The following is a 17,947-nucleotide window of genomic DNA, read 5'->3' on the forward strand; positions in this document are numbered from 1 at the left end:
TTCGGTCGCCGCGGTGGGGTGTGCTACTTGACGATCGGTTCCGGGTGGTGCGCCTCGGGGATGTGCTCCTCCTTGACGCGCTTGCGGAAGACCCAGTAGCTCCAGGACTGGTAGGCCAGCACCAGCGGGACGCCGAAGGCCGCCACGATGCTCATCAGCTTCAGCGTGTAGGCCGAGCTGGAGGCCGTGTAGATCGTCAGGTCGAAGGCCGGGTCCAGGGTGGAGGGCAGCACGACGGGGAACGCCGCAGTGAAGATCGCCGCCACCCCGGCGGCGAGCATCACGCCCAAAGCGATGAACGAGACGCCTTCGCGTCCGGCGCGGGCGGTGACGATGCTGACGACCAGGGCTAGCGCCGCGGCGGCCAGCAGGGCCCAAGCCACTGCCGAGTCATTGTCCAGCAGCACCATCAATACCCAGGCCACCAGCGGCAGCACGGCCAGCGGCAGCCAGCGGGTGAACAGCCTGCCGGCGCGTTCGCGGACCGGGCCGTCGGTCTTCAGCCGGACGAAGGCCAGCGCGTGGATCCAGCAGAAGGCCACGACCGCCACGCCGCCGAGCACTGCGTACCAGGTCAACCACGCGAACGGTCCGCCCACGCGGTCGCCGTTCTCGTTCAGCGGCAGGCCCAGGGTGGTCAGCGCCAGCATGGCGCCCACGCCGAAGGCCGCGACCAGCGAGCCGTAGCCTAGGGCTGCGTCCCACAGCTTGCGCGAGCGTTCGGTCTTCGCCTTGCCGCGGTACTCGATGGACACGGCGCGGAAGATCAGCGCCACGAGCACGAGCGTCAGCGGGATGTACAGTGCCGAGAACAGCGAGGCGTACCAGTGAGGGAATGCAGCGAAGGTGGCGCCGCCGGCGGTGAGCAGCCAGACTTCGTTGCCGTCCCAGACCGGGCCGATGGTGTTCAGCAGGACGCGCTTGCGCTTCTCGCTGTTCCTGCCCAGGCCGATGAGCATGCCCACGCCCAGGTCGAAGCCTTCCAGGAAGAGGTAGCCGCACCAGAGCACAGCGATGAGGATGAACCAGAGAGCTGGTAGCCAATCCATGGTGTTTCTCCTATGTTCTGCGCGGGTCTAGTAGGCGAAGGCGAGCACGTCGCCGTCGTCGTTCTTGTCGTGTGCCGGGCCGTCGGCGTCATCCTTGTCGGAGGCCGCGTTCAGCTCCGGCATGGCCGAGCCGACGCCGCCCCGGATGTACCGGGTGAGCAGGACCAGTTCAACTACCAGCAGCACGCCGTAGACGAGGGTCAGGGTGATCAGCGAGAAGAGCATCTCCCCGGCGCTGACCGTCGGCGAAACCGAGGCCGCGGTGTACATGAAGACCTGGTCGATGCCGCCCATCTGCGGGTTCGGCGCCACGGTGAAGGGCTGGCGTCCCATTTCGGTGAAGATCCAGCCTGCCGAGTTCGCACCAAACGGGGCCGCGATGCTCAGCAGCGCCAGGCGGGAGAGCCACTTGCTCTGCGGCACGGTGCCCTTGCGGGTCAGCCACAGGGCCAGAGCCGCGGTGAGCGCGGACAGACCGCCCAGGGTGATCATCAGACGGAAGCCCCAGTAGGTGACTTCCATGACCGGCAGGTAATTGATCTCCTGGCCTGCGTACGGGCCGAAGTTCGGGTCCTCCGGATAGTACTTGCCGTATTTCTCCTGGTATTCGGGGATCAGTGTGTTCACGCCCTTGACCTCAGTGGTGAAGTCGCCGTTGGCCAGGAAGGACAGCAGGCCAGGCAGTTCAAAGGTGGCCACGATGTCTGCACAGTTGGTGGAGCCCGGAGAGGTGATATCTCCCAGGGTGAGCACCGAGAAGCCGGTGCCGTCATGGCAGGCTGCTTCGGCGGAAGCCATCTTCATTGGCTGCTGCTCGAACATGAGCTTGGCCTGTTCGTGGCCGGTCAGTGCCACGCCGAGGAACGAGACCATGGCGACGACGGCGCCGATGCGCAGCGACTTGATCCACACGTGGTAGTCGGTCTTGTCGCGGCTCTTGCCCTTGCTCAGGTCCTGCCCGACGACAACGCGTCCCTGGGAGTCGACGGAATCGATGCCTTCCTTGCGGCGGCGGTAGAGGTGGAACCAGGAGATGCCCAGCAGGAAACCGCCGGCGACGGCGAATGCGCCGAAGAGCGTGTGCGGGAAGGTGATCAGCGCGGTGTTGTTGGTGAAGACCGCCCAGGCGTCGGTCATGACGGCCTTGCCGTCGATGATCTCAGCGCCGACCGGGTGCTGCATCCACGAGTTGGCGACCAGGATGAAGTAGGCCGAGAGCAGCGAAGCCAGCGCCGCGGCCCAGATCGTGGCAAGGTGGGCCAGCTTGGGAAGCTTCTTCCAGCCGAAGATCCATAACCCGAGGAAGGTCGATTCGACGAAGAAAGCCAGGAGGGCTTCCATGGCCAGCGGAGCGCCGAACACGTCGCCGACATAGCGGCTGTATTCGCTCCAGGCCATGCCGAACTGGAATTCCTGGACGATGCCGGTGGCAACGCCCATGATGAAGTTGATCAGGAACAGCTTGCCCCAGAACTTGGTCATGCGCAGCCACTGCTCGTTGCCCGTGCGGTACCAGACGGTTTGAAGCACCGCCACGGTCAAGCCCAGGCCCAGCGTCAAGGGCACCATCAAGAAGTGGTACACGGTTGTAATGCCAAATTGCCACCGGGCAATCTCTAATGCATCCATCGGGTCCTCTGTATATATGTGTCGCGAGTTGGTTGATTGCCAACTTCTACGCCCCGTAGAAATTAGCTCCCGTGATCACCATAGTTCAATTTCGACAACATGTAGAAATCGCGTCGGCCATGTCACTCGCGCGGCCCGGAAATCTGGGAAGCAGCCCTTAAAAATCAGGTTCGGGCGATTCTAAACCCGTAAACCGTTTCACGTCCACGGAAATTAAATTCCCCAAGTCAGCAAAAAGTACCCTTCATAACTTCAGCCGGAACGCCGCAAATAGGAAACGGCGTGCTCACAGAGCTCTTTTACGGTACGTAGAAATATTGGTCAAATGCCGCTACAATGAGATTTCCAAGCACCAGATTTCACGTCGTTACGACGGGAGGCCTGGTGCGCAGCAACTAAAGCAAGTGAGGTACTACCTAGTGGCCAGCCTTGGCGATCTGGAACGCTCCGTCATGGACCTGCTGTGGGATTCCGCAGAACCACTCACCGCAAACGACCTCCGGGACGATCTTGCGGCACTTGGTACCGATGCAAAGGAACTCGCAGTCACCACGGTTCTCACCGTGTTGGCACGACTGGAGAAGAAGGGCCTCGTGATACGCGAACGTACCACCCGCCCTCACCGTTACACCGCGTCCTCCACCCGCGAGGATCACACTGTGGGATTGCTCAACGACGCCCTGGGGACCGCCCAGGACCGCGAAGCAGTTCTCGCCCGCTTTATCGGCGGCATTTCAGCAGATGAAGCAGCATCCCTTCGTGCTATCTTGGACACTGTAAAGTCCGCCTAATTTACACGAACTTCGGGGACTGAGTGCTTCTCACCTCATATTTCCTAGCGGCGTTGGCTATCGCATTGGCGTGGCCAACGCCGCTGGCGTTGTCCAAGGCAAAATGGACCTCCCGTGCTCCCGTGCAAGCTGTCCTGCTCTGGCAGGCCATCGCACTTGGCGGTGGCTTGTCCATGATCGGCTCCATGCTGGTCTGGGGCCTGGCGCCACTGGGGAACGACCTGATCTCGGCGCTGATTGCCGGCTGGGGCTTGATCACCGGCGAACCCGGTGTCGCCTATCCCGGCGTCGTGCACCTTTTCGCCTTGAGCACCGCCCTGCTGTTCGGCTTCCATCTGGTGCTCACCCTGGCCCGCGCCGCATGGCGCACCACCAGACAGCGCGCCAAGCATCGGCAGCTGCTCCGCCTGCTAAGCAACCCTTCCGAGACCCGGCCCAATACCCTGGTGCTGGATCACGACATGCCGGTCGCCTATTGCGTACCGGGGATCGCCCAATCCGTCACCGTGCTCTCCCGCGGGCTGCTCACCAAGCTCTCCCCCGAGGAACAGGCTGCGGTGATCGCCCATGAAAGCTCGCATCTGGACCAGCGGCACGATCTGCTGATCCTGGCGTTCACCGCATGGAACGAGGCGCTGCCCTGGCTTCCGACGTCCCGGCTGTCGCTGGACGCGGTGCGCCAGCTGATCGAGATGCTGGCCGATGACAAGGCTCTGGAACAGGTCAGACGCCAAACCCTGCTCAAGGCCATCGTCACCGTCGCGGCGGCCGCCGCCCCCGAGGCTCCGGGCTCCGCCGCCGCAGGTTCATCCAACGCGCAGCAGGTAGGGATGCCCGGCGGCGAAGTCTCCTCCCGTCGCCTGCAACGGCTGCTCACCCCCGAGGAACCGCTGGCTAAACCGCAGCGCGGCCTGGTCCTTGCCTGCACCGTGCTGCTCATGGTGTGCCCGACCGTCCTGCTGATCGCTCCGCGCCTGCTGGCTTGGTAGCCGCCGGCCCCGCCAACAACGAAGTCCGCCGCCGCCAGCCCACGATACGTGGGCTGGCGGCGGCGGACTCGGTTTTCGCTGGTTTTACACGTCGATGCGTTCGCGCTCCAGGTCTTCGGCTCCGGCGATGATGAAGCTCTTGCGCGGCGCGACGTCCGAACCCATCAGCAGGTCGAAGATCTCCTCTGCCTGCTGGGCGTGCTCGATGTTCACCCGGCGCAGCATGCGGTGGCGCGGATCCATGGTGGTTTCGGCCAACTGGTCCGCATCCATCTCACCCAGGCCCTTATAGCGCTGGATCGGTTCCTTGTAGCGCCGCCCCTCGGCTTCGATCTTGGCCAGCAGGCGCTGCATCTCGGCTTCGGAATAGGTGTACACCACTTCGTTCTGCTTGGATCCGGGGTTGATGATCTCGATGCGGTGCAGCGGGGGAACCGCCGCGTACACGCGCCCATGCTCGATCATCGGCCGCATGTAGCGGTAGAACAAGGTCAGCAGCAGGGTTCGGATGTGCGCGCCGTCGACGTCGGCATCGGTCATCAGGATGATCTTGCCGTAGCGGGCCTGCTCGATGTCGAAGCTGCGGCCCGACCCTGCGCCGATCACCTGGATCATCGCCGCGCATTCGGCGTTCGAGAGCATGTCGGAGACCGAGGCCTTCTGCACGTTCAGGATCTTGCCGCGGATCGGCAGCAGCGCCTGGAATTCGCTGGAGCGAGCCAAGCGGGCGGTGCCCAGGGCGCTATCGCCCTCGACGATGAACATTTCGGAACGGCCGACTTCCTTGCTGCGGCAGTCCAGCAGCTTGGTTGGCAGCGACGAGGATTCCAGCGCGGTCTTGCGCCGTTGGGTTTCCTTGTGCATGCGGGCCGAGACGCGGGATTTCATCTCGTTGACGACCTTCTCCAGCAAGGAGGAAGCCTCGGCCTTCTCACTGCGCTTGCTGGAGCCGAGGCGTTCGTTCATGGCCTTTTCCAGAACCTTGGAAACCACCTGGCGCACCTGGGGCGTGCCCAGGATTTCCTTGGTCTGGCCCTCGAACTGCGGCTCGGCCAGGCGCACGGTGAGCACTGCGGTCATGCCGGCCAGGACGTCATCCTTCTCCAGCTTGTCCTTCTGGCCGAACTTCAGCTTGCGGGCGTTGGCCTCGACGTTCTTGCGGAACGACTTCAGCAGGGCCTGCTCGAAACCGGTCGTATGGGTTCCGCCCTTGGGGGTGGCGATGATGTTGACGAAGCTGCGCAGCGTGGTGTCGTAGCCAATCCCCCAGCGCAGCGCGACGTCGACTTCGCACACGCGCTGCACGTCCTCGATGTGGCTGCGGCCGTTCTCGTCGATCACCGGGACCTTCTCGTGGAAGGAGCCGCTGCCGTGGAAACGCCAGATATCAGTCACCGGCGAATCGCTGCTCAAGAAGTCGACGAACTCGCTGATGCCGCCGTCATGCTGGAAGACCTCTTCGTGAGGCCCTTCGGCCCCGGGGGTGCCGGGCAGGCCGCGCTCGTCGCGCAGGGTGATGCGCAGTCCTGGAACCAGGAACGACGTCTGGCGCGCCCGGTCCTGGAGGTCGGTATAGGAAAATTTCGCGTCCGGAGTGAAAATGTAGTTATCCGCCCAGTAGCGAATGCGCGTTCCGGTGACTCCGCGTTTAGCCTTGCCGATGACCTCCGGCGGGGTGGCCTTTTCGTGCGGGATGAATTCCGCATCGAACTTCTTGCGGCCCTTGTCCACGAAGGCTCCAGGCTCGCCACGGCGGAACTGCATGGCGTAGGTCTTGCCGCCGCGGTCCACTTCGACATCGAGCCGGGAGGATAGCGCGTTGACCACCGAGGCGCCCACGCCGTGCAGGCCGCCGGAGGCGCTGTAGGAACCGCCGCCGAACTTGCCACCAGCGTGCAGCTTGGTGAAAACGACCTCTAGGCCGCTCAATCCGGTTTTTGGTTCAACGTCTACCGGAATGCCTCGGCCGTCATCCTGGACCTCGACCGATCCGTCGCTATGCAGGATCACGTTGATCGATTGGCCGAAGCCGCCCAGGGCTTCGTCAACCGAGTTGTCGATGATTTCCCACAGGCAATGCATCAGGCCGCGGGAATCGGTGGAACCGATGTACATACCCGGCCGCTTGCGCACGGCCTCCAGGCCTTCAAGAACCGAGAGGTGGCGGGCGTTGTAATTTTCGGATGAGGCCACTGGGCTGCTGTCTCCTACTGACGCGAGAAAAGAACTACTTTGCATTCCATTCTAATCGTTACTTTGTTCGAATTGGCGGCATTTGGCGGTAATGCGGTTGCCGGTCCGGCCGTGAGAGCTTATCCACACTCGCTACGCGGTGAGCGAAAGCGCGGCCCTTTCGGGATAAAGTCAGGGGCAAAGCTGGTTGTATAGAGTAACCATCTATTTAGGGAGGCTGGCGATGACTACTACAACACCTAGTCGTGAACTCAACGCCCTCGACCGGTGCGACCGCTGCGGTGCACAGGCCTACGTACGGGCTGTGCTAGCTTCTACCGGCGGCGAGCTGCTCTTCTGCGCTCACCATGCACGGGACGTGGAACCAAAACTGCGCCCACAGACTTCCGTGTGGCATGACGAGTCCTCGCGGCTCCACGAAAAGCCGAAGGTCGACATCAACGACTGATCGTAACTTGTCCCGCGAGGGATGCACCGCAGGCGGTCCCATCACTGGATGGGACCGCCTGTGGTTTTTTGTGCCGCCAAGCTGCCGGCCGAGCCAGTCGCGCTGGCCGCGCTTGGGTGGTTAAGCAGCTGTGGCCGGGACGATCCTTGCGGATCGGCCCGGCCACAGCTCACTAACGACTTAGTCGAGGTAGTCCCGAAGCACCTGTGAACGCGACGGGTGGCGCAGCTTCGACATGGTCTTCGACTCGATCTGGCGGATACGCTCACGGGTCACGCCGTAGACCTTGCCGATTTCGTCCAGGGTCTTGGGCTGTCCGTCGGTCAGGCCGAAGCGCATGGCGACAACGCCGGCCTCGCGCTCAGATAGGGTGTCGAGCACCGAGTGCAGCTGCTCCTGCAGCAGGGTGAAGGAAACCGCATCGGCTGGCACGACGGCCTCGGAGTCTTCGATCAGGTCGCCGAACTCGGAATCGCCGTCCTCGCCCAACGGGGTGTGCAGCGAAATCGGTTCGCGGCCGTACTTCTGGACCTCGACCACCTTTTCCGGGGTCATGTCCAGTTCCTTGGCCAGCTCTTCCGGGGTTGGTTCGCGGCCCAGGTCCTGCAGCATCTGGCGCTGGACGCGTGCCAGCTTGTTGATCACTTCAACCATGTGGACCGGGATGCGAATGGTACGCGCCTGGTCAGCCATGGCACGGGTAATCGCCTGGCGGATCCACCAGGTCGCGTAGGTGGAGAACTTGAAGCCCTTGGTGTAGTCGAACTTCTCCACGGCGCGGATCAGGCCCAAGTTGCCTTCCTGGATCAGGTCCAGGAAAAGCATGCCGCGGCCGGTGTAGCGCTTGGCCAGCGAGACCACAAGGCGGAGGTTGGCCTCCAAAAGGTGGTTCTTGGCGATCTTGCCGTCGTGGATGATCTGCTCGTAGTCCCAGCGCAGTCGCTGGTCGATGCCTTCGCTGTGGTGATCCAGCTTGTCCTGCGCGAACAGGCCGGCTTCGATACGCAGCGCGAGATCGACTTCCTGTTCCGCGTTCAGCAGGGCAACCTTGCCGATCTGCTTCAGGTAGTCCTTAACCGGGTCCGCGGTAGCGCCGGCAACCATGACCTGTTGCTGCGGGGCGTCGTCGTCGGTGGTCGAGAGGGTAAAGCCCTTGGACTCTTCCTCTGGCTTCTCTCCGGCCTTTGCTTCGGCGTTTGCCTCGGCATCGTCGTCGAGTTCCTCGGGCTCGGTGGCCTCTTCGGTCTGATCTGCGGAGTCGGCTGCTGCCTTCTTGGTACGGGCCTTGGTAGCGCGCTTCTTCGCTACAGGCTTGGATACCGATTCCTCGGCGACGTCGACCTCAGCCTCGGTTGCCTTGCGATTAGCGTTCGTCTCAGAAGATGACACGAATAACCTTTCTAACGATGCGTTCCGGATGCACCTGCCGGTAACACCACTATGACCCTGTCAAGTCCGATAGCAATTCGTACACGACGAATCACCGTAAGTTGGCACGTCCTTTACAACGCACCAGCTCCGCCAAATGTTCCCAAAATCAGTGACTTTGAGGCATAGGCGCTTTCGAACCTAACCGGGTCTGTGGAACCATTATCCATGAATTGATGCCCGGACACCACTTGGAGGGCGCAAAGGCGCATCGTGTCATGCGAAATGGGCCCTCCAAGCCCTCAGCTGGTCGGTGGCCCAATGCGGCATGATGCCCTGATTGAGCATTTCCTTCAGCAGCTTCGCCAGATTGTAGTCCGGGCATTCGCGCAACACCTGGTCCAACAGCGTCATGGCCAGGGATCCCCTTCCCTTGGCCCATTCAATCCAGCCGAGCACACACATCAGCGCGTAGCGCTGGTGGTTCTGCGCAATGCCCAGCAGATCGCGGGCCAGGTACCACAACCTCTCGGTGCGCTCCCAATCGGGACTGCGCCACCCTTGGCCCAGCAGGAACTGGCCCAGTTCCGGCACTTCCTCCCCCGGTTCGCGTTCGGACAACTTGACCAGAACATCAACCGTTTCCCCATGGCTGGTACCGGCAAGATAGGGAAGGATGTCGCGCACGACTTTCCAACGCAACGAGTCGATCAGTTCGGCCGCGCAGGTTGGGTCCTCATGGATTTCCCGGGCAGCAAGTTCCGGCGGCAACTCCAGTAGCTTCGCCCAGCGGGCGATTCCTTCGACAGAATTCCCTCTGAGCGCGTCCGCCAGCTCCCTGACGTTCTCCGCGTTGGGCCATGGCTCCATGCCGCACCCGTCCCAGGGCTTGTCCAGCGGCGCCGATCCTGCCAGCACCATCGACAGGTGCGTCTCGTTTCCGTCGGTCTGCGGCCTTGGCAGCCAGGCCTCGACGCTTTCCGCATGGTAGTCCCAGATGCACCGGGGCCCCAGGCACCAGGCATGGCGCAGCTCGATGCCCCGCAGCTGCAGCCGGTCGCGGAGTTTCTCGTGCATCGCCCGGTAGGGAATTTCGCGGCAACTTCCGAGCCCTGACGGCGCGTAGACCACGGCGACAACACTGCGCACTTCGGGCATCCGGCGCAGGAGGTTTGTCACCTGCAACACCCAGGCATTCAGCCCTTCCTCCGGTTGCATGGCGGGCAGGTCGACGCGCAGCGTTGCTTCCAGCCGTTGTTCCTGGACCAGCAGGAGCACCACCGAATCGACGGGGTGGAATCCCAAAGCGTGCGGGATGTAGGCGAGGATGTCTTCAACATCCGCGAGGGACAGCGGGTGGCGTTCAGGTGTAGTAGTCATGAACCCACGGTGAAGCACCGGGCCCGTGTCCTTTCCCGATGCCTGGCGAACTGTGGAGAACCAAAGGGGCAGGCCGGCGAAGGACGCGGAGCTAGCCGTTTTCGGCCAGGAATCGCCTGGCCTTACCCCGTTCAATCAGCATGAAGGACACCCCGATGACCATCATGACGAACTGGAAGGACAGCGCGACGCGGAATGCCGGGAGGTTGTAGAGCTCCCCGGTCGAGCCGCCGGCTTTGTAGGCCCAGTCCATGATGAATCCGATGACGTAGATCGTGATGAAGGCGCCGATGAAGCCGCCGGTGTTCACCACGCCGGTTGCGGTTCCCTGCAGGTGGGGCGGATTGAACGTGCGGGCGAAGTCGAAGCCGATCACCGACGCCGGGCCACCGGCGGCGACTGCAACCATGAGGATGATCAGCACCCACATCGGCGCCTGTCCCGGCCACAGCAGCACGATAGCCCACATCACGACCATCCCGGCGATGATTCCCAGCGCGAAGAAGGAGCGCTTGCCCGGATGCCGAGATGTCAAGGCGCCAAGCAGCGGACCGACCAGCACTGCGACCACGACGAACACCGACATCAGGCTCGAAGCCAGTGCGCTGTCGATCCCTTGGCCTTGGACCAGGAACGGGTAGCCCCAGGTCATCATGAACGTATTGATCATGAATGCGGTGGAGAAGTGGGTCCAGAATCCGAGCCTGGTGCCGGGCTGCCGCAAGGCCGCCAGTAGGCGCGATCCCTGGTGCGTTCCGGCGCCCTGCTTGGCGTGCGCCCAGCTGTCGCCGTTGCGGACAAAGGCGATGGTGGTAATCAGCGTCGCGAAGGCAAAGGCCGAGAGGACCGAGAAGGCGGGAGTCCATCCGCGGGCCACGAGGATCATGTGGAACGGGAAGATGCTGATCAGCTGCCCCAACTGGCCGAACGTTCCCGTCAGCTGGGTCAGGATGGGGATCCGCGATCCGGAGAACCACAGCGGCAGCAGCTTCAGCACCGAGACGAAAACCATGGCATCACCCATGCCGACCATGACACGGCCGACAAGTCCCATGGGGACGTTGGTTGAAATGGCGAGGAACGCTTGGCCGGCGGTCATCAGCATCGCGCCGGTGGTAATCAGGATGCGCGGGCCGAAACGGTCCAAGAGCAACCCGACCGGGACTTGCGCCCCGGCATAGACCACCAGCTGGACCACCGAGAAGGTGGCCATGATCTGCGCGTTGGCGTCGAAGCGCTCGGTGGCTTCAAGTCCGGCCACGCCGAAGCTGGTGCGCTGCGCAATGGCCGAAATGTAGGTAAGTATTGCGAAACCGTAGACGAGCCACGATTTTTTCGAGTTCAGGTGGGAAGTGCTCACTGTTCCGTTTCACCCGGGAACGGGTCATTCTCGGAATTGTTCAGCCAGTCCTGCGTGTCTTCGATCGTCGCCAGGAAGTCTTCAACGCGGGTGCCCAGTTCCTCGGCATCCGGCATGTCTTCCCCCTCGTCGAGCAGCAGCGAACGGCGCTCGTGCTCCTGGGCGTGCGCGTCGAATCGCTGTTCGAAGCCGTCGACCATCTGGCGCACGTCGGTGCTGCTTTCGAGCTGCTCGGCCAGTTGCGTGTCGACCAGCCGGCCCGCTTCGCGCAGGTTGTCCGTCGGCAGGGCGAGCTTCAGCGCGGCGCCGACATGCTCCAAGGCGGCCACCGCCACCGCCGGGTACTCAGATTCGGCGAGGTAGTGCGGGGTGTGCAGCGAATAGCCGACCACGTCGCGCCCTGCGTCGTTGAGGCGGATCTCCATCAGCGAGGTCAGTCCCGCCGGGGATTCCACGGTGGGGCTCCAGGTCGAGATGTTTTCGATCAGGTCCTTGCGGTTGCCGTGGGCGGTGACCCCGACCGGGCGGGTGTGCGGCACCGGCATCGGCAGGGACGCGGTGCTGACCACGAGGCAGATGTTGAACGCCTCGATGAAGCCGAGCAGCTCGGCAACCAGCCGCTCCCATTTCAGGTCCGGTTCCACGCCGGTCAGCAGCCAGAACTTGCGTTCAAGCTCGTCGGTCATGAGATACATCTCCAAGCGCGGGGCCTGGTAGCCGGCGAAATGGTCGCCCAGGAAGGTCACCCGCGGCCGCTGGGAGGTGTAGGCCACCAACTCGTCGGCGTCGAAGGTCGCGAACAACTCGGAGTCCAGGCGGCCGAACAGCTCGTTGGCCACCTGCGAGTGGGCATGGCCTGCATCTGACATTCCGCGCAGCGCCACGTACATGCCCAGGCCCTGAAGTCGGGCGTCGTCCACCTCGGACGCGACCAACGTCATCAACGGTTCCCTGGACATGTCCACCTCTCTACTGACCACACTGGAAAGAATTCCTGCCCCGCCACGATGCTCCTGGCACACGGCATCCGGACACAGCTCAATCATCAATCCTAGCGCGTGCGGGCTTTCGCTCGCTGTGAAGTATCGCACGCCGACGCCGGACCTCGGATAACATCGTCTATGGGAGATACGCAGCCCACCGGCATCACCGTTTCCGGCATTGAACTCTGGGCTGTCTCGTCCTTAGACCCTACAAAGGCATAGAAGGAATGATTTTGTGATCAACTCCAGTGATCTCACACTGACTGCCATCGGCACCGACATCAAGCGCAAGAGCGCCGATACCCTGGTGCTGGGCGTACTGAAGAACGGCGACAAGGTGTCAATTGCCGCGTCCCCGTTCTCCGCGGACGTCACCACCGAACTTGAGAAGTCGCTGACCCTGATCGGCGTCGGCGGCAAGGCCGACGAGGTGGCGCTGCTGCCAGCCGTCGAGGAGACCAAGGCCAAGGTCCTGATGTTCATCGGCCTAGGCGTCAAAGAACTGTCGGAGCTGGATGCAGAGACCCTGCGCCGCGCCGCCGGTTCGGCCGCCCGCCAGATGTCCAACGCCAAGAGCGCGATCTACGCGCTGCCTGCCGACACCACCGAACGCGTCGCGGCGATCGCCGAGGGCATCGCCCTGGGCTCCTACCGCTACGAGAACCTGCGCACCGCCGCCAACGACAAGCCGGTGCTCGCCGAAGCCATGGTCGCCACCGACGCAGCGACCTCCAAGGACTTGCCGGACGCCCTCAAGCGCGCCGCGATCCTCGGCCGCGCCGTGCGCGCTACCCGCGATTTGATCAACACCCCGGCGAACCTGCTTTACCCGGAGTCCTTCGCCCAGGCGGTCAAGGACTACACCAAGCCGCTGCCGCTGAAGGTCACCGTCATGGACGAGAAGCGCCTGGCCAAGGACGGCTTCGGCGGCCTGATCGGCGTGGGCGGCGGCTCAGCCCGCCAGCCGCGCATGGTCAAGGTGGAGTACTCGCCGGCCAAGGCCCAGAAGCACCTGGCGCTGATCGGCAAGGGCATCACCTTCGACACCGGCGGCATCTCGCTGAAGCCGCCTGCAGGCATGCACGCCATGAAGTCGGACATGTCCGGCGCCGCCGCGATGTTCCAGACCATCTGCGCCGTGGCCGAGCTGGGCCTGGACCTGAAGGTCACCGCATGGCTGTGCCTGGCCGAGAACATGCCAGGCGGGGCCTCGACCCGTCCGGGCGACGTCATCACCATGTTCGGCGGCAAGACCGTCGAGGTGCTGAACACCGACGCCGAGGGCCGCCTGGTGATGGCCGACGGCCTGGCCGCAGCCAGCGAGGAAAAGCCTGACGTGATGATCGACATGGCCACCCTGACCGGCGCGCAGATGCTGGCACTTGGCCTGCGCACCGCCGGCATCATGGGCAACGAGCAGGTCCGCGACGACCTGGTCGCCGCGTCCGACGAAGCCGGCGAGCTGGCCTGGGCCATGCCGCTGCCCGAGGAGCTGCGCCCGAGCCTCGACTCGCAGGTGGCAGACCTGGCGAACATCGGCGAACGCATGGGCGGCATGATGACCGCCGCCGTCTTCCTGGAGGAGTTCGTCGGAGAGGTCGACGGCGCCAAGATCCCTTGGGCCCACATCGACTTCGCCGGTCCCGCCTTCAACGAGGGCCAGGCCTGGGGCTACACCCCGAAGAACGGCACCGGCTCGCAGGTCCGCACGCTGGTTGCCTACGCTGAAAAGCTGGCCGGCACCCGCTAGGACTATCCGTGGCGCATGGAATTTATCAATTTCATGCGCCACGGCCGGTTCAGGGCAACGAGACATACCCTACTTTTGGGCGCGCGAAGGTGACTGCACCGCGCCGACGGTACTAAGGTAAGTTTTGAAACATCACTGCGGATTGCTGGCGCGCGCCTACCAGCACAAACCATCGATCCGCGACCCGATCCCCTGGCCGACCAAAGTCGGCCTCACTAAGCTAATAACGAGGGAGCGTTCACGTGGCCGATTCGGCAGCAACGCAAGAATTTGATGTCCTCATCCTCGGCGGTGGATCCGCTGGATACTCGGCAGCATTGCGCGCCATCCAGCTGGGCTACACCGTCGGTCTGATCGAGAAGGAGAAGCTGGGCGGCACCTGCCTGCACACCGGCTGCATCCCGACCAAGGCTTACCTGCATGCCGCAGAACTTGCCGAGAACGCACGTGAGGGTGCCAAGTACGGTATCAACTCCTCGCTGCAGTCGATCGACCTGGCTGGCGTCCGCACCTACAAGGACGGCATCGTCGCCGGCAAGCATAAGGGCCTGCAGGGCCTGCTGAAGATGAAGAAGGTCAACGTTATCACCGGTAACGGCCGCCTCGTCTCGCAGGATTCCATCGATGTTGATGGCACCGTTTACAAGGGCAAGTACATCGTGCTCGCCACCGGTTCCGAGTCCAAGACCTTCGGCCTGGAAATCGGCGGCCGCGTCCTGACCAGCACCGAAGCCCTGAACATGGAAGACCTGCCGAAGAGCGCCATCGTCCTTGGCGGCGGCGTCATCGGCGTCGAGTTCGCCTCGGTCTGGAAGTCCTTCGGCGTGGACGTCACCATCGTCGAGGGCCTGCCGTCGCTGGTTCCGAACGAGGATCCTGCCATCATCAAGAACCTGGAGCGCGCATTCAAGAAGCGCGGCATCAAGTTCAACACCGGTGTCTTCTTCGAAAAGGTCGAGCAGGATGCCAACGGCGTTAAGGTCTCCCTGGCCGACGGCAAGACCCTGGAAGCAGAAATCGTCCTGGTTGCAGTAGGCCGCGGTCCGGTCACCGCGAACCTGGGCTACGAGGAGCAGGGCATCACCATCGATCGCGGCTTCGTGATCACCGATGAGCGCCTGCACACCGGCGTTGGAAACATCTACGCCATCGGCGATATCGTGCCAGGCCTCCAGCTGGCGCACCGCGGCTACCAGCATGGCCGCTTCGTCGCCGAGGAAATCGCCGGCAAGAAGCCGACCATCATCGAGGACATCAACATCCCGAAGGTGACCTACTGCGAGCCAGAGATCGCCTCCGTCGGCTACACGGAGCCCAAGGCCAAGGAGAAGTTCGGCGCCGATTCGATCGAGACCACCGAGTACAACCTGGCCGGCAACGGCAAGTCCTCGATCCTGGGCACCAGCGGCATCATCAAGATGGTACGTGTCAAGAACGGCCCTATCGTCGGCGTGCACGGCATCGGTGGCCGCATTGGCGAGCAGATCGGCGAAGCACAGCTCATCGTGAACTGGGAAGCCTACCCAGAGGACGTTGCACAGCTGATCCACGCGCACCCGACCCAGAACGAAGCCCTGGGCGAAGCCGCAATGGCTCTGGCCGGCGCTCCTCTGCACGGCTAACAGCGCATCAAGTCATGCGGGCGGCGCAGGTTTCGGCCGCGCCGCCCGCATGGTCTAGGCTCGGAGGCAACGCCTCCTACAAAATTCAAGTTTTATAAACGAGGAGATACGGGAAGATGTCTGAAACCGTAAACCTGCCCGCACTGGGTGAAAGTGTTACCGAAGGTACGGTAACCCGCTGGCTGAAGCAGGTCGGCGACCGCGTAGAGGTCGACGAGCCGTTGGTGGAAGTTTCCACCGACAAGGTTGATACCGAGGTTCCTTCGCCTGTTGCCGGAGTCATCGAGGAAATTTTTGTCGCCGAGGACGAGGAAGCCGAAGTCGGCGCTCCCCTGGTCCGCATTGGCGACGGTTCGGGTGCCGGCGAGTCCGCTGCCCCTGCTGCTCCTGCCGCCGAAGAGGCATCCGCAGAGGCGCCTGCCGCTGAAGAAGCACCAGCACCTGCCGAGTCTGCTCCTGCGGCTCCTGCCGCCGGCTCCGCTTCCGGCACCGAGGTCACCCTGCCTGCCCTGGGCGAGTCGGTCACCGAGGGTACCGTCACCCGCTGGCTGAAGGAAGTCGGCGAGGAAGTCGCCGTCGACGAGCCGCTGCTGGAAGTTTCCACCGACAAGGTCGACACCGAGGTTCCGTCCCCAGTGGCCGGCACCCTGCTGGAAATCCGCGTTCCGGAAGACGAGACCGCTGAGGTCGGCGCAGTCCTGGCCGTCATCGGTTCGGCAGATGCAGCCCCGGCAGCTCCTGCTGCTCCAGCCGAGCCAGCTCCGGAAGCCAAGGAAGAAGCTCCGGCCACCAAGGAGGAAGCACCGGCTGCCAAGGAAGAAGCTCCGGCCCCCGCTCCTGCAGCCCCGGCCGCTCCGGCACCTGCTGCCGCTCCGGCTCCGGCCGCACCAGCTGCTCCAGCCGCCGAGTCGAACGATTCGGGTTATGTCACCCCACTGGTTCGCCGCCTGGCCAACCAGCACGGCATCGACATCGCCTCGGTCAAGGGCACCGGTGTTGGCGGACGCATCCGCAAGCAGGACGTGCTTGACGCAGTTGCCGCCAAGGAAGCAGCTGCTCCAGCCGCTGCCGCCGCTCCTGCTGCCGCCAAGCCAGCCGCCCCGGCAGTCGAAGCTTCGAGCCTGCGCGGCACCACCGAGAAGGCTCCGCGCATCCGCCAGGTCATCGCCCGCCGCATGCGCGAATCGCTGGACGTTTCGACTCAGCTGACCCAGGTCCACGAGATCGACATGACCCGCATCGTGAAGCTGCGCGGCTCGGCCAAGAGCAACTTCAAGGCAGTCAACGGTGTGAACCTGACCTACCTGCCGTTCATCGCCAAGGCTGTTGCCGAGGCTCTGAAGGCCCACCCGAAGCTGAACGCCGAGTACAACGAAGAGACTCAGCAGATCACCTACCACAATGCCGAGCACCTGGCATTCGCGGTGGATACCGACAAGGGACTGCTGGTTCCTGTGGTTTCCAACGCTGGCGATCTGAACCTTGCTGGTCTGGCCAACAAGATCGCTGATGTCGCTGCCCGTACCCGCAGCAACAAGATCGGTCCGGACGAGCTGTCCGGTGGCACCTTCTCGATCACTAACATCGGTTCGGTTGGCGCCCTGTTCGACACCCCGATCATCAACCAGCCACAGGTTGCCATCCTCGGCACCGGTGCAATCGTCAAGCGCCCAATGGTCGTCACCGACGCCGAGGGTAATGACTCGATTGCCATCCGCCACATGATGTACCTGTGCCTGACCTACGATCACCGTCTGGTAGACGGTGCCGATGCCGGTCGCTTCCTGCAGACCGTCAAGGCACGTCTTGAAGGCGGCGCATTCGAGGGCGATCTGGGCCTGTAAGGCCGGGACGCTTCAGCGCTTCTAGCAAGGGGAAGCTTTCACGTTGGTTCGCCGGCGGTAGAAGCTTCCCCTTGTCGTTTCTACAATGCGTCGAACCTCGACTACTCTGGAGATATGACTTTTGCAATCTCTTTCCTCGTATTCCTGCACATCCTGGGTGCGGCAGCGATCTTCGGCGGCTGGCTGGCCAACTTCAAGACCCCTACTGTCAACGTGTGGCAGTGGTACGGCGCGCTGCTGCAGGTGATCACCGGCCTGGCTCTGGTAGGCATCTACGAAGCGCAGGACGCTGACGTCAACCACATCAAGATCGGCGTGAAGGTCGTCATCGCCCTGGGCATCGCCGTGGCCGCCTTCATCGGCCGTAAAAAGGTCAAGGCAGGCCAAGAAGTCTCCACCGGCATCGCCCACGCAGTCGGTGGGCTGGCACTGGTCAACATTGCCGTCGCAGTGCTCTGGAGCTAATCGCCCAACACGCTGTTGCGTCCGCTCACCGGCCGTTCTCCCTGATTCCTGGGAGAACGGCCGTTTGCAGTTTAAC

14 protein-coding genes are annotated in these 17,947 nt (G+C 63.2%); 7 read left to right on the plus strand and 7 right to left on the minus strand.

Annotated elements, in window-relative coordinates:
• Positions 1 to 23: 23 nt before the first annotated feature.
• The gene (gene cydB / locus C1H84_RS02450) at positions 24 to 1,049 is read right to left on the minus strand and encodes a cytochrome d ubiquinol oxidase subunit II (RefSeq protein WP_047119451.1); all 1,026 of its coding nucleotides are present in this window, start codon (positions 1,047 to 1,049) and stop codon (positions 24 to 26) included.
• A 27-nt stretch (positions 1,050 to 1,076) separates the two neighbouring features.
• Positions 1,077 to 2,678, minus strand: coding sequence for a cytochrome ubiquinol oxidase subunit I (locus C1H84_RS02455; RefSeq protein ID WP_113606445.1), 1,602 nt, complete (start codon positions 2,676 to 2,678; stop codon positions 1,077 to 1,079).
• Between the two features lie 419 nt (positions 2,679 to 3,097).
• Between C1H84_RS02455 and C1H84_RS02460 the strand changes: the two genes are divergently transcribed.
• On the plus strand, positions 3,098 to 3,469 hold the full coding sequence (locus tag C1H84_RS02460; protein ID WP_047120787.1) for a BlaI/MecI/CopY family transcriptional regulator: 372 nt from the start codon (positions 3,098 to 3,100) through the stop codon (positions 3,467 to 3,469).
• Positions 3,470 to 3,492: 23 nt separating this feature from the next.
• The gene (locus tag C1H84_RS02465) at positions 3,493 to 4,458 is read left to right on the plus strand and encodes a M56 family metallopeptidase (RefSeq protein ID WP_113606446.1); all 966 of its coding nucleotides are present in this window, start codon (positions 3,493 to 3,495) and stop codon (positions 4,456 to 4,458) included.
• Positions 4,459 to 4,542: 84 nt separating this feature from the next.
• Here the strand turns inward: C1H84_RS02465 and C1H84_RS02470 are convergent, their stop codons facing one another.
• A complete protein-coding gene (locus C1H84_RS02470) occupies positions 4,543 to 6,651 on the minus strand; it encodes a DNA gyrase/topoisomerase IV subunit B (protein WP_047119454.1) in 2,109 nt (702 codons plus the stop codon).
• A 223-nt stretch (positions 6,652 to 6,874) separates the two neighbouring features.
• Between C1H84_RS02470 and C1H84_RS18455 the strand changes: the two genes are divergently transcribed.
• Positions 6,875 to 7,099, plus strand: coding sequence for a DUF7455 domain-containing protein (locus C1H84_RS18455; protein WP_047119455.1), 225 nt, complete (start codon positions 6,875 to 6,877; stop codon positions 7,097 to 7,099).
• A 180-nt stretch (positions 7,100 to 7,279) separates the two neighbouring features.
• On the opposite strand, the gene C1H84_RS02480 is transcribed toward C1H84_RS18455, so the two are convergent.
• The 4 genes from C1H84_RS02480 to C1H84_RS02495 all read right to left on the minus strand — a co-directional run bounded on the left by C1H84_RS02480 (position 7,280) and on the right by C1H84_RS02495 (position 12,148).
• Positions 7,280 to 8,518, minus strand: a complete 1,239-nt coding sequence (locus C1H84_RS02480) for an RNA polymerase sigma factor (protein WP_053798372.1) — start codon at positions 8,516 to 8,518, stop codon at positions 7,280 to 7,282.
• Positions 8,519 to 8,743: 225 nt separating this feature from the next.
• Positions 8,744 to 9,847 (minus strand): DUF4192 domain-containing protein, encoded by a 1,104-nt coding sequence (locus C1H84_RS02485; RefSeq protein ID WP_113606448.1) that lies wholly within the window; start codon positions 9,845 to 9,847, stop codon positions 8,744 to 8,746.
• Positions 9,848 to 9,938: 91 nt separating this feature from the next.
• Positions 9,939 to 11,207 (minus strand): MFS transporter, encoded by a 1,269-nt coding sequence (locus C1H84_RS02490; RefSeq protein WP_052772402.1) that lies wholly within the window; start codon positions 11,205 to 11,207, stop codon positions 9,939 to 9,941.
• The gene (locus C1H84_RS02495) at positions 11,204 to 12,148 is read right to left on the minus strand and encodes a proteasome assembly chaperone family protein (protein WP_231735936.1); all 945 of its coding nucleotides are present in this window, start codon (positions 12,146 to 12,148) and stop codon (positions 11,204 to 11,206) included. Before C1H84_RS02495 ends, C1H84_RS02490 begins: the two co-directional genes overlap by 4 nt.
• Before the next feature lie 277 nt (positions 12,149 to 12,425).
• Between C1H84_RS02495 and C1H84_RS02500 the strand changes: the two genes are divergently transcribed.
• The 4 genes from C1H84_RS02500 to C1H84_RS02515 all read left to right on the plus strand — a co-directional run bounded on the left by C1H84_RS02500 (position 12,426) and on the right by C1H84_RS02515 (position 17,871).
• Positions 12,426 to 13,940, plus strand: coding sequence for a leucyl aminopeptidase (locus C1H84_RS02500; protein ID WP_113606449.1), 1,515 nt, complete (start codon positions 12,426 to 12,428; stop codon positions 13,938 to 13,940).
• 242 nt (positions 13,941 to 14,182) lie between these two features.
• Entirely contained in the window at positions 14,183 to 15,562 is a 1,380-nt protein-coding gene (gene lpdA, locus C1H84_RS02505) for a dihydrolipoyl dehydrogenase (protein WP_047119460.1), read from the plus strand.
• Positions 15,563 to 15,678: 116 nt separating this feature from the next.
• Positions 15,679 to 17,406, plus strand: coding sequence for a 2-oxoglutarate dehydrogenase, E2 component, dihydrolipoamide succinyltransferase (sucB, locus tag C1H84_RS02510; protein ID WP_113606450.1), 1,728 nt, complete (start codon positions 15,679 to 15,681; stop codon positions 17,404 to 17,406).
• A gap of 114 nt (positions 17,407 to 17,520) precedes the next feature.
• On the plus strand, positions 17,521 to 17,871 hold the full coding sequence (locus C1H84_RS02515) for a hypothetical protein (RefSeq protein ID WP_047119462.1): 351 nt from the start codon (positions 17,521 to 17,523) through the stop codon (positions 17,869 to 17,871).
• The last annotated feature ends 76 nt before the right edge of the window (positions 17,872 to 17,947 follow it).

The organism is Glutamicibacter soli (genome assembly GCF_003309065.1).
Taxonomy (GTDB): domain Bacteria; phylum Actinomycetota; class Actinomycetes; order Actinomycetales; family Micrococcaceae; genus Glutamicibacter; species Glutamicibacter soli.

Coding starts and splice junctions, on each gene's coding strand:
- cydB (WP_047119451.1), bottom strand. CDS start 1,049: ATGGATTGGCTACCAGCTCTCTGGTTCATCCTCATCGCTGTGCTCTGG.
- C1H84_RS02455 (WP_113606445.1), bottom strand. CDS start 2,678: ATGGATGCATTAGAGATTGCCCGGTGGCAATTTGGCATTACAACCGTG.
- C1H84_RS18455 (WP_047119455.1), top strand. CDS start 6,875: ATGACTACTACAACACCTAGTCGTGAACTCAACGCCCTCGACCGGTGC.
- C1H84_RS02485 (WP_113606448.1), bottom strand. CDS start 9,847: ATGACTACTACACCTGAACGCCACCCGCTGTCCCTCGCGGATGTTGAA.
- C1H84_RS02495 (WP_231735936.1), bottom strand. CDS start 12,148: ATGACGTTGGTCGCGTCCGAGGTGGACGACGCCCGACTTCAGGGCCTG.
- sucB (WP_113606450.1), top strand. CDS start 15,679: ATGTCTGAAACCGTAAACCTGCCCGCACTGGGTGAAAGTGTTACCGAA.
- C1H84_RS02515 (WP_047119462.1), top strand. CDS start 17,521: ATGACTTTTGCAATCTCTTTCCTCGTATTCCTGCACATCCTGGGTGCG.